The organism is Pseudomonas sp. 01L34 (assembly GCF_056400265.1).
The window spans coordinates 334,302-346,574 of sequence record NZ_JBFTSX010000001.1 but is presented as its reverse complement, the minus strand read 5'-3'; the positions used below and the strand labels follow the sequence as shown (position 1 = coordinate 346,574).

Annotated in this window: 9 protein-coding genes; all 9 read left to right on the top strand. The window is 62.1% G+C overall.

Translation table 11 applies throughout. The features are described 5' to 3' along the window. Positions 1–30: 30 nt before the first annotated feature. The 9 genes from AC1DQM_RS01535 to AC1DQM_RS01495 all read left to right on the top strand — a co-directional run bounded on the left by AC1DQM_RS01535 (position 31) and on the right by AC1DQM_RS01495 (position 12,249). Positions 31–477: a DUF411 domain-containing protein gene (locus AC1DQM_RS01535; RefSeq protein WP_018926116.1), complete on the top strand. Its 447-nt coding sequence runs from the start codon at positions 31–33 to the stop codon at positions 475–477. Further along, positions 477–911, top strand: coding sequence for a YqaA family protein (locus tag AC1DQM_RS01530; protein ID WP_018926117.1), 435 nt, complete (start codon positions 477–479; stop codon positions 909–911). The genes AC1DQM_RS01535 and AC1DQM_RS01530 overlap by 1 nt, the downstream gene beginning before the upstream one ends. Before the next feature lie 139 nt (positions 912–1,050). Continuing rightward, the gene (locus AC1DQM_RS01525) at positions 1,051–2,094 is read left to right on the top strand and encodes an alpha/beta fold hydrolase (protein WP_477745732.1); all 1,044 of its coding nucleotides are present in this window, start codon (positions 1,051–1,053) and stop codon (positions 2,092–2,094) included. A 13-nt stretch (positions 2,095–2,107) separates the two neighbouring features. Beyond that, positions 2,108–3,061, top strand: coding sequence for a D-2-hydroxyacid dehydrogenase family protein (locus AC1DQM_RS01520; RefSeq protein ID WP_138867645.1), 954 nt, complete (start codon positions 2,108–2,110; stop codon positions 3,059–3,061). Positions 3,062–3,631: 570 nt separating this feature from the next. After that, positions 3,632–5,218, top strand: coding sequence for a glycogen synthase GlgA (gene glgA, locus AC1DQM_RS01515; protein ID WP_457327045.1), 1,587 nt, complete (start codon positions 3,632–3,634; stop codon positions 5,216–5,218). A 13-nt stretch (positions 5,219–5,231) separates the two neighbouring features. Beyond that, positions 5,232–7,028: a malto-oligosyltrehalose trehalohydrolase gene (treZ, locus tag AC1DQM_RS01510; RefSeq protein ID WP_477745731.1), complete on the top strand. Its 1,797-nt coding sequence runs from the start codon at positions 5,232–5,234 to the stop codon at positions 7,026–7,028. Beyond that, positions 7,025–9,103, top strand: coding sequence for a 4-alpha-glucanotransferase (gene malQ, locus AC1DQM_RS01505; protein ID WP_477745730.1), 2,079 nt, complete (start codon positions 7,025–7,027; stop codon positions 9,101–9,103). The genes treZ and malQ overlap by 4 nt, the downstream gene beginning before the upstream one ends. Continuing rightward, entirely contained in the window at positions 9,100–11,886 is a 2,787-nt protein-coding gene (locus AC1DQM_RS01500) for a malto-oligosyltrehalose synthase (protein ID WP_477745729.1), read from the top strand. The genes malQ and AC1DQM_RS01500 overlap by 4 nt, the downstream gene beginning before the upstream one ends. 21 nt (positions 11,887–11,907) lie before the next feature. Then, entirely contained in the window at positions 11,908–12,249 is a 342-nt protein-coding gene (locus tag AC1DQM_RS01495; RefSeq protein ID WP_477745728.1) for a DUF2934 domain-containing protein, read from the top strand. Positions 12,250–12,273: the final 24 nt, after the last annotated feature.

The window sequence follows — 12,273 nt, the reverse complement described above, 5'->3', positions numbered from 1 at the left end:
TTTTTGGCCGCAACCCGAGACGAGACTCCCATGCGAACCCACCTGCGTCTGGCCGCCCTGAGCGCCCTCTTCATCTCCTCCCTGGCCCAGGCCGCCGACCTGATCCCGATCGAAGTGCACCGCGACGCCAATTGCGGCTGCTGCAAAAAATGGGTCAGCCATCTGGAAGCCAACGGCTTCAAGGTCGAAGACCACGTCGAAGCCGATATGAGCCAGTTCAAGCAACAACACGGCGTGCCGCCTCGCCTGGCGTCGTGCCACACCGCCTTGATCAACGGCAAGTTCGTCGAAGGCCATGTGCCGGCCGACCAAGTGCTGGCCTTGAGCAAACGTGACGATCTGTTGGGAGTTGCTGCCCCCGGTATGCCGATGGGCTCGCCCGGGATGGAAATGGACGGCATGAGCGATGCCTATCAGGTGATCGGCCTGCAAAAGGATGGCACTGACGTGGTGGTGGCGGACTACCCCGCCCATTGATGTTCGGTGCCTACATCGGGTTGTTTCTCGCGGCGTTCGGCGCCGCGAGCCTGCTGCCCTTGCAGTCCGAAGCGGTGCTGGTGGGGTTGTTGCTCAGCGACCGGTATTGGCTCTGGTCGCTGTTGGCAGTAGCAACGCTGGGCAACGTGCTGGGGTCGCTGCTGAACTGGTGGCTGGGACGCGGCATCGAGCGGTTTCGCGAGCGGCGCTGGTTTCCGGTCAGCCCTCGTCATCTTCAACAAGCCCAAATACATTATCTGCGCTACGGTCATTGGTCCTTGCTGCTGAGTTGGGTACCGATCATCGGCGACCCGCTGACGCTGGTGGCCGGCGTCATGCGCGAACCGCTGGGGCGTTTCCTGATGATCGTGACCCTCGCCAAGGCTGCCCGCTATGGCGTGCTGGCAATGGCCACGTTGGGCTGGATGGGTTGAACGAAAGGCCCCGTGTATCGGCGTTCGCCGTAGCAGCTGCTACAAAAAGAGTGCATCGCGAGGGGAATGGCTTGACTGCGTTTAATGTCACCCTAATCACGCCAATCCAGCATCGGCGGATTTCCTGTGGAGTTTCCCCATGTCGCCCATCCTTTCCCGCTGGTTACCCGGCCTGCTGCTAACGGCGGCACTGCCGGTTCTCGTTTATGCCCAGAACCAGGCCCAGGCCGAAACACCAGAATACGGCCTGGAACTCCAGGGCTTTGACTACCCCTACACGGTCAAGCATTTCGCCTTTCAATCCCAGGGCAAATCCTTGCAAATGGGCTACATGGACGTTGCCGCCCAAGGCAAGGCCAACGGCCGCAGCGTGGTGTTGATGCATGGCAAGAATTTCTGCGCAGCCACCTGGGACAGCTCGATCAAGGCACTGAGCGAGGCCGGTTACCGGGTCATCGCCCCGGACCAGATCGGCTTCTGCACCTCCAGTAAACCGGACCACTATCAGTACAGTTTCCAGCAACTGGCGAGCAACACTCAGCAACTGCTCAAAGCCCTCGGCATACAAAAGGCGACCCTGCTCGGCCACTCCACCGGCGGCATGCTCGCCACCCGCTATGCGCTGCAATACCCCGATCAGGTCGAACAACTGGCGCTGGTCAACCCCATCGGCCTGGAAGACTGGAAAGCCCTCGGCGTGCCATATCGCTCGGTCGATCAATGGTATGAGCGCGAGCTGAAAGTGACCGCGCAAGGTATTCATGACTACCAACGCACCACCTATTACGACGGCCGCTGGAAGCCCGAGTTTGACCGCTGGGTGAACATGTACGCAGGCCTGGCCAAAGGACCGGGCAAAACAGCGGTGGCGTGGAACTCGGCGCTGATTTACGACATGATCTTCAACCAGCCGGTGTACTACGAGTTCAAGGACCTGAAAGTGCCGACCCTGCTGTTGATCGGCACCTCCGACACCACGGCCATCAACAAAGACATCGCACCGCCCGAGGTCAAGGCGAAAATCGGTCATTACGATGTACTCGGCAAGCAAGTGGCGAAGCTGGTCCCCCAGTCGACACTGATTGAATTCCCGGGTCTGGGCCACGCGCCGCAGATGGAGGCGCCGGCGAAGTTTCATCAGGCGTTGCTCGGCTGGCTGAACAAAACCAATCCCGTTCGTTGATGAGGTAAGGCTGATGGCGGTGCAGATTGCGGTGATCGATGACTGGCAGGACGTGGCGCGCGACGTGGTGGACTGGTCAGTGCTGGACAGCATCGGCCAGGTGAGTTTTATCCATGACTACCCGGCCGATAACGAAACCCTGGCCGAGCGCCTGGGCGCATTCGAGGTGATCTGTGTGATGCGCGAGCGCACCCGGTTCGACGAAGACCTGCTGCGCCGCTTGCCCACCCTCAAACTGTTGGTCACCGGTGGCATGCGTAACGCCGCCCTGGACCTGAAAGCCGCCGCCGCGCTGGGCATCCAGGTCTGCGGCACCGACAGCTACAAACACGCGGCTCCCGAATTGACCTGGGCACTGATCATGGCCGCGACCCGCAACCTGGTGGCCGAAGCCAACGCCTTGCGCGCGGGCTTTTGGCAGCAAGGCCTGGGTGGCGACTTGCAGGGCAAGACGCTGGCGATCCTCGGCCTGGGCAGTATCGGTCAACGGGTTGCCCAATTCGGCCAGGTGTTCGGCATGCGCGTCATTGCGTGGAGCGAAAACCTCACCAGTGAACGAGCGGCCGAAGTCGGCGTGACCTATGTCAGCAAGCAGGAACTGTTCGAGCAGGCCGATGTGCTGTCAGTCCATCTGGTGCTCAGCGAGCGCAGCCGAGGGCTGGTGGACGCTCAGGCGCTGGACTGGATGAAGCCCACGGCATGGCTGGTCAATACTGCGCGCGGGCCGATTGTCGATGAGTCGGCGCTGATCAAGGCGCTGCAGAAAAAGCGCCTGGCGGGCGCGGCCCTGGACGTGTTCGAGCACGAGCCGCTGCCTCGCCATCATCCCTTCAGAACGCTGGACAATGTGTTGGCCACGCCCCATGTCGGGTACGTCAGCCGACAGAACTATCAGCTGTTCTTTTCGCAGATGATCGAGGACATTCAGGCTTGGGCGACCGGGGCGCCGATTCGGTTGCTGGGCTGAGACGGCGTTATCGTTCTTCGCGGGCAAGCCGCGCCCCCACATGTGAAATGCATTCCCCTGTGAGAGCGAGGCCTGCCCGCGAAGAGTCCCTCAAATCCACCACACCCTCCTAAATCCTGCGCACCGAAATGGTGCAACCCCTATTCCATCGCGCCCAACTATCGTGACTTCCCGGTCCCGATTTGACCCACCCAAAAAAACAAACCTGCCCTTCGTCGGTGCGCTCCCCCATAAACCCCGTGTGTTTTGTACCCTCCCCCAACCGATTGTCGAACAATTTGTCCGGTTGACCACCCCGCTCTAGGTTCTGGCCTAGACTGTTTTCGGGGAATAAAACCGACTGGTCATTCGGTGAAATAAATAGAAACTTTTCGTATTGGCTTCAGGTCAGCTGAAAGGTAGGGCACAGCGACTGGTGCATTCCTTGCAACAGCCACTTCACCCATTGAGCTTCAGCGCATGGGCAGCACTTGCTCACCGATGCGTAGCGCGTTTGCGCCCGGCCACAGGAATTGGCCAACACCGTTTGTGCCAGGTTTGGAATCAGATCAACAACACGGGGAGATGCATATGATCAATACGGCGTTAGATGTTCAGGGAGAACGTGCTCATCAACAGGTCGGCGAAGCCAACACCGTGGGAGCCCTTACCGCCAAATCGGTCAGCGTCCCGGTCACCAAAGCGTTGGCACCGGTAGTCCGTCAGAATCCCAACAAGAAGAAAGTGTTGTTCGTCACCTCGGAGATTGCCGATCTGGTGAAGACCGGTGGCCTGGGAGACGTTTCCGCCGCGCTGCCGCGAGCCATGGCTCACCTGCACGATGTCCGGGTGTTGATCCCCGGTTACCCGCAAGTGCTGAACAGCGAAAACCCGATTCATATCATCGGTGAACTGGGCGGGCACGCCGCGTTGCCGCCTTGCAAGATCGGGCGCATGGACATGCCCGACGGCCTGGTCATTTACGTGTTGATCTGCCCTGAACTGTACGAGCGCGAAGGTTCACCCTACGGCGCCAACAACGGCCGTGACTGGCCAGACAACCATATTCGTTTCGCCCGCCTGGGGCTTGCGGCCGCCGATATCGCCGCCAACCTCGCACAAATTCACTGGTGCCCGGATCTGGTGCATGCACACGATTGGCCCGCCGGCCTGGCCCCTGCCTATATGCACTGGCGTGGCCAACGCACCCCGACCCTGTTCACCATCCATAACCTGGCGTACCAAGGCGTCACCAGCCTCGGCTCATGCCCGGAACTCGGTATTCCCGTGCATGCCTTGCAGCAGGAAGGCATGGAGTTTTACGGCAAGATGTCGTTCCTCAAGGCCGGCATGGCCTACTCGAGCCACATCACCACCGTCAGCGCCACCTATGCCCAGGAAATCACCACGCCGGCCTTCGGCTGCGGCCTCGACGGTTTTCTCGCCGCCAAGACCCAGCAAGGTCTGCTCAGCGGGATTCCCAATGGCATCGATGAAAGCTGGGACGCAGCCACCGATCCGCACCTGTTCCACCCGTTCGGCATCGGCGACTGGGACGGCAAAGCGGTCAACGCGGCGCACGTTCGCCGGTTATTCGGCCTGGATGATTCCGAAGGCCCGCTGTTCGCCGTGGTCTCGCGACTTGTCTACCAGAAAGGCCTGGACCTGACCGAAGCGGTGGCCGAATACATTGTCGCCAATGGCGGCCAGATTGCGATCATCGGCCGCGGCGAACCGGAAGAAGAACAAGCCATGCGTGAGCTGGCGTTGCGCTTCCCCGGGCAAATCGGCGTGCACATCGGCTTCAATGAAACCGACGCCCGCCGGATGTTTGCCGGCAGTGATTTCCTGCTGATGCCTTCGCGTTACGAACCTTGCGGCCTGAGCCAGATGTACGCCCAGCGCTTCGGCTCATTGCCGGTGGCGCGCAATACCGGCGGCCTGGCCGACACCATTGAAAACGGCGTGACCGGTTTTCTTTTCGACGAATCCACCGTGGAGAGCTATCGCGAAGCCCTGAGCCGCGCGTTCAAGGTGTTCGCCTTCCCCGGCCTGCTCAACGCCATGCGTTGCCGGGCCATGGCGGCGCCTTTCAACTGGTGCAAGGCGGTCGAACCCTACGCCGAACTCTACGAACAACTGGTGGCTAAAGCGCTGGGTAAATCGGGCAAACAGTAAGAGGTTTTCAACGATGCCGTTACGGACTCTTGAAACCTGGCCCCACGGCGCAATCATGCTGGACGCTGAACACACGCGTTTTGCCTTGTGGGCGCCAGATGCGTTTTACGTCAGTCTTGAACTGGAAAACGGACAATCCCTGCCGCTGCTGCCTCAGGCCGACGGCTGGTTTGTGATCAAGACCCGCTGTCCCGCGGGTACCCGCTACCGCTACAACATCGATGGCGAACTGGAGGTGCCGGACCCGGCCTCCCGCGCCCAGGCGGGCGATATCGACAGCCCCAGCGTGGTGGTCGATCCCCTCGCCTATCGCTGGCAACACACTGCCTGGCAAGGTCGGCCATGGAACGAAGCGGTGATCTACGAACTGCATGTCGGTGCGCTCGGCGGTTTCAGCGAGGTCGAGCAGCATCTGGCGCGCTTGGTCGAGTTGGGGATTACCGCCATCGAACTGATGCCGTTGGCGCAGTTTCCCGGCGAGCGCAATTGGGGCTATGACGGGGTTCTGCCTTACGCACCGCAGGCCTCCTACGGTTCGCCCGAACAACTCAAACACCTGATCGACACGGCCCACGGCTATGGCCTGGCGGTGATTCTCGACGTGGTCTACAACCACTTCGGCCCGGACGGCAATTACCTGCATCACTACGCCAAAGGTTTTTTCCGCGAAGACCAACACACGCCGTGGGGCGCAGCCATCGACTTCCGCCGGCGCGAGGTGCGTGACTTCTTTATCGACAATGCGCTGATGTGGTTGCTGGAATACCGCTTCGACGGCCTGCGTCTGGATGCCGTGCACGCCATCGAAGACCCGGACTTCCTTCAAGAGCTGGCGCAACGGGTTCGCCAACATATCAATCCGGCGCGGCATGTGTGGCTGATGGCAGAAAACGAGCACAACCAGGCCAGCCTGCTGGAGCAAGGTTTCGACGCGCAATGGAACGACGACGGTCATAACGCCCTGCACGTGTTGCTTACCGGTGAAACCGATGCCTATTACGCCGACTATGCCCAAAACCCCACCGAACAACTGGCCCGTTGCCTGAGCCAGGGCTTCGTGTTTCAAGGCCATATCACCCGCCACGGTACGCCGCGCGGTGAGCCGAGCGGTCACTTGCCGCCGACGGCCTTCGTGCTTTTTTTGCAGAACCACGACCAGATCGGCAACCGCGCCTTTGGCGAGCGCTTGCATCAACTGGCCCGGCCTGAGGCCCTCTGTGCCGCCACCGTGTTACTGCTGTTGTCGCCGATGATCCCGCTGATATTCATGGGCGATGAGTTCGCCGCCGAGCAACCGTTCCTGTTTTTCACCAGCCACCATGGTGAGCTGGCGGAGTTGGTGCGCGAAGGTCGACGCAACGAATTCGCGGCCTTCAGCGCCTTTGCCGACCCGCACAAACGCGAGCAGATTCCCGACCCGAACGCGATGCAGACTTTCGAAGCGTCGCGGCCGAAGCTGACCGCCACCCGGCAACCGGCCATTCATGAGCTGTATCGTCGACTGCTGCAAATCCGCCATCAACACATCATCCCGCAGTTGCCCGGCGCCCACGCGCTGGGGGCGCAGGTACTGGCCGAGGGCGCGGTGTCGGCACGCTGGCGGCTGGGCGATGGCAGTCAGTTGCGCATTGACCTGAACCTCAGCGACGCAGCCGTGGTCCACTCCCCACAGGCCGACGCGACACTGCTGTTCGAATACCCGCCGCACTCGGCCGGTCTGTTGGATCAGGGCACCCTTGCCCCGTATTGCGCGCTCGTCAGCCTCACAGCCGCAGCCCCTTTGCTACCCCCGGATGGAGAGCGACCATGAGCGATGCGCAACTGGAAATACTGGCCAGCCGAGCCGGCCTGGCCGTCGACTGGATCGACGCCAACGGCCGTCCACAAAAAGTCACGCCGGCGGTGCTGCGTTCAGTGCTGGCCGGGCTTGGCCATCCCGCCAGCACCGCCCAGGAAATCGACGCCAGCCTGCTGCAACTGCAGGAGGCACAGCAAACCCGGCACCTGCCGCCCCTGCTGACCTGTGACGTTGGTGTCGGTCTTGATCTGGCCCACTACTTTGCACCGCAAACCCCGTGTGAGATCCATCTCGAAGACGGCTCGCGGCTCAACCTCAAGCTCGATGACAACGCTGTTTTGCCCGGTTTGGTGCCGGTGGGTTATCAGCACGTCAGCATCGACGATCAGTCGTTCATCCTGGCGGTGGCGCCCGAGCGCTGCTACAGCGTCGGCGACGCCGTTGACAGTCAAACCCCGCGCGCCTGGGGCCTGAGCGTGCAATTGTATTCGCTGCGCCGCCCCGGCGATGGCGGTTTCGGCGATACCCAGGCCCTCGAAGATCTGGCCCGGGTGGCCGGCGAACGGGGCGCCGAAGCATTAGCGATCAGCCCGCTGCATGCGATGTTCAGCGGCGACACCCAGCGCTACAGCCCTTACTCGCCGTCCAGCCGTCTGTTTCTCAATAGCCTGTACGCAGCGCCCGGCGCGATTCTCGGTGAGCGTGCCCTGCGCACCGCAATCGACGCCACGGGCCTGGCTGGCGAACTCAAGCATCTGGAAACCTTACAGCTCATCGACTGGCCCACCGCCGCCGAGGCCAAACATCGCTTGCTGGAAGCCTTGTACGAAGGATTCACCCACGGCGCACACCCCTTGCATGCCGACTTCAGCAGCTTCCGTCACGCCGGTGGCGAAGCGCTGGAAAATCATTGCCGCTTCGAAGCGATCCAGGAAGCCCGTGCAAGGCGCGGTGAAAGCCTCGACTGGCGCGAGTGGCCCGAGCAATGGCGTAACCCGCGCAGCGCCGCTCTGGCGCAATTTGCCGAAGAGAACTCGGCCCGCATCGGCTATTACGCATTCTGCCAATGGCTGATTGCGCGCAGCCTGGAGCGCGCACAAACCGCCGCCCGTGGTGCCGGCATGGGCATCGGCCTGATCGCCGACCTGGCGGTGGGCGCTGACGGCGGCGGCAGCCAGGCCTGGAGTCGCCAGGACGAATTACTCGCCTCCCTGACCGTGGGTGCGCCACCCGACATCCTCAACCGCACCGGCCAGGGCTGGGGGATATCCGCGTTTTCCCCCGAAGGTCTGGTGCGTAACGGCTTTCGCGCGTTCATCGAAATGCTGCGGGCCAATTTCGCCCATGCCGGCGGCCTGCGCATCGATCACGTCATGGGCCTGCAGCGGCTGTGGGTGATCCCTAAAGACGCACCGCCCAGCGACGGAGCGTACCTTTATTATCCGGTGGATGATCTGCTGCGCCTTCTGACCCTCGAATCCCATCGGCATCAGGCCATCGTCCTCGGCGAAGACCTTGGCACCGTGCCTGATGGCCTGCGCGAAAAACTCATCGCGCGCTCGATCCTCGGCATGCGCGTGCTGTTGTTCGAACAGGACAACACACACTTCAAACCGATTCTCGACTGGCCGGACAACGCCCTGGCCACCACCAGCACCCACGACCTGCCGACGCTCAATGGCTGGTGGCATGGCCGCGATATCGACTGGAGCGCACGCCTGGGCCTGGTCGACGCCACGGGTGAAATCGAATGGCGTCAACATCGCGAACGCGAGCGCGAAGGCTTGCGCCGGGTGCTGAGTCAGGACCCGCAAAATTTCCGTGAAGAGTCCCATGAAACCGATCAGGTGCTCGACGCCGCCATCCGCTTCCTCGGTCATACCCGCGCACCGCTGGTGTTGCTGCCACTGGAGGATGCCCTGGGTATCGAACAGCAGGCCAACCTGCCCGGCACCACCGACACCCACCCCAACTGGTCCCGCCGATTGCCCGGCGACAGCGAAAGCCTGCTCGATGATCCGGACGCCGCCCGCCGCCTGGAACTGCTCGCCTGCGCGCGACTTCAGGCGGCCGAGCGTGACCAATGAATCAACCGCTCAGCCAGCCGCTGCGGGCGACCCTGCGGCTGCAATTTCATAAAGGCTTCACCCTGGATCAAGCGGTGCCACTGGTGCCGTATTTTTCCAGCCTGGGCATCAGCCATCTCTATGCCTCACCGCTGCTCGCCGCCCGCGCCGGCTCCATGCACGGCTACGATGTCGTAGACCCGACCACGGTCAACCCTGAACTGGGCGGCGAAGCGGCGTTACGCCGTTTGGTCGCTGCGTTGCGCGAACAGAACATGGGGCTGATCCTCGATATCGTTTCCAACCACATGGCCGTCGGCGGTGGCGACAATCCCTGGTGGCTCGACTTGCTGGAATGGGGACGGCTGAGCCCTTACGGCGAGTTCTTCGACATTCAGTGGCACTCGCCCGACCCGTTGATGGAAGGCCAGTTGCTGCTGCCTTTTCTGGGCAGCGACTACGGCATCGCCTTGCAGGACGGCACCCTGCCCTTGCGTTTCGATGCCCGGCGCGGCGCCTTTCATGTCGAGCACTATGAACACCACTTCCCGATATGCCCCACCGACTACGGCGAACTGCTCAAGGCCGATGACCGATTGAATGCCAAGCAGGCTGAACGGCTCAAATCCCTGGCAGATCGTTTCGACACCTTGAGTTATCAGTCCGACGTGTACAGCCTGGCGATTCCACTGAAAGCCGAGCTGCGGGAACTGGCCAGTGATCCAGCCATTCTGCACGCCATCCAGCACACCCTCGACACTTACGACTCGCTCACTCCCGACGGTTTCCAGCGCCTGCATAACCTGCTGGAGCGCCAGAGTTATCGCCTGGCCAGTTGGCGCACCGCGGCGGACGACATCAACTGGCGGCGCTTTTTCGATATCAATGAACTGGGCGGCCTGCGCGTCGAGCGGCCGGCGGTGTTCGAAGCGACCCATGCAAAAATCTTCGAGCTGGTGGCCGAAGGTCTGGTCGACGGACTGCGCATCGACCACATCGACGGCCTCGCCGACCCGCGGGGCTACTGCCGCAAACTGCGACGTCGAGTTGATCGACTGGCACCCGGCCGACACCTGCCGATCTACGTCGAAAAGATCCTCGGCGAAGGCGAAACCCTGCACCGCGACTGGTGCGTCGATGGCAGTACCGGTTATGAATTCATGAACCAGTTGTCGCTGCTGCAACACGACCCCGAAGGCACCCAGACCTTGGGTGAACTCTGGAGCCGGCACAGCGAACGGCCCGCCGATTTCCGCCAGGAAGCACAACTGGCGCGCCAGCAGATTCTCAACGGCTCCCTCGCCGGGGATTTCGAAAGTGTTGCCCACGCCCTGTTGCAAGTGGCCCGGGACGACCTGATGACCCGGGACCTGACCCTCGGCGCGATCCGACGGGCCTTGCAGGAACTGATCGTGCACTTCCCGGTGTACCGCACTTACATCAGCCCGTTGGGTCGTGCGGCCCAGGATGACGTGTTTTTCCAGCAGGCCATGGCCGGTGCCAGGCAAACCCTTGGCGAGGCCGACTGGCCGGTGCTCGATTGCCTGGCCGGCTGGCTCGGTGGCCAACCCTGGCGCAAGCGCCCGGTGGGCCGTCCACGCAAACTGCTCAAGCACGCCTGCGTGCGCTTCCAGCAACTGACCTCACCGACGGCGGCCAAAGCGGTGGAAGACACCGCGCTTTATCGCTCGGCGGTGCTGCTGTCGCGCAACGATGTCGGCTACAACACCGAGCAGTTCAGCGCCCCGGTTGCCGACTTCCATGCCGCCTGCGCCAATCGCCTCGCCGAGTTCCCCGACAACCTGCTGGCCACCGCGACCCACGACCACAAACGCGGTGAAGACACCCGCGCGCGGCTGGCGGTGTTGAGCGAGCGCAGCGCCTGGTACGCCGAACAGGTCGAGCACTGGCGAACCCTCGCGGGCGAACTGCGCAGCGACCCCGGCGCGCCCTCGGCGGGCGACGAGCTGATTCTCTATCAAGCAATCCTCGGCAGTTGGCCACTGGAATTGTGTAGCGACGATCAACCTGCGCTCGAGGACTACGCCAAACGCCTCTGGCAGTGGCAACGCAAAGCCCTGCGCGAAGCCAAGTTGCAAAGCAGCTGGAGCGCGTCAAACGAGGCATATGAACAGGCGACCCACGGGTTTCTCGAACGCCTGCTGCTAAGCCCCGAAGGTCAGCCATTGCGCGCGGCCATCGAGGCAGCCGCTCAATGCATTGCCGTCCCGGGTGCACTGAATGGATTGGCGCAAACCTTGCTGCGAATGACCGTGCCGGGGGTGCCGGATCTCTATCAGGGCAACGAGTTCTGGGACTTCTCGCTGGTCGATCCGGATAACCGCCGGCCGGTGGATTACGTCAGCCGTCAGCAGGCCATGCACCTACCGCTTGACCTGCCCGCTCTGTTGGCGAACTGGCGTGACGGGCGCATCAAGCAAACCCTGATCGCCCGGGCGCTGAACCGGCGTGCCGAGCATGCCGAACTGTTTCAAAAAGGCACTTACCAAGCCCTTGAAGTGATTGGCAGCCAGGCTCACCGGGTACTGGCGTTTGCTCGAGAATGGCAGGGAAAACGGGCAATCGTGGCCGTACCGATACGTTGTGCCGGACTGCTGGAAAACAGTGCCGCCCCCCAGATTGACGCGTCGCTGTGGGGCGATACCCGAATCAAATTGCCGTTCACCGCCACCGAAGAAAATCTGAAGGGACTTTTTACCAGCGTCGCAGTCACAAAACACAAGGAGCTGATGGTCGGCGCCGCGCTGGGGGATTTCCCGGTCAATCTCTTTACCCAAACTTGAGTTCAGTTCAGGAGCATTGCGATGAGTACCGACGAAAAACGCATCCGCGAATTTGCCTATCAAATCTGGGAGTCCGAAGGAAAACCCGAGGGCCAGGAAGCCCGCCATTGGGAGATGGCCTGCAAACTCGCCGAGGCCGAAGCCCTGGCGCCCGGCAAACCAGCCAAAGCGAGCAGCAGCAAAACCGCAAGCAAGCCCGCGGCCGGCAAGCCCGACGGCAAGCTGGTCAATACCAAGGGCCTCGAAACCAAACCTCGCGCCAAGCCCAAAGCCAAACCCGCTGCCGCTTCGGCAGTGATCCCGCCGGGCGAAAAAACCACAGTGAAAAAGCCGCGCACCGCGCGTAAACCACCCGAGGTCTGACGCTTCACTGTCTTGTCCTGATTT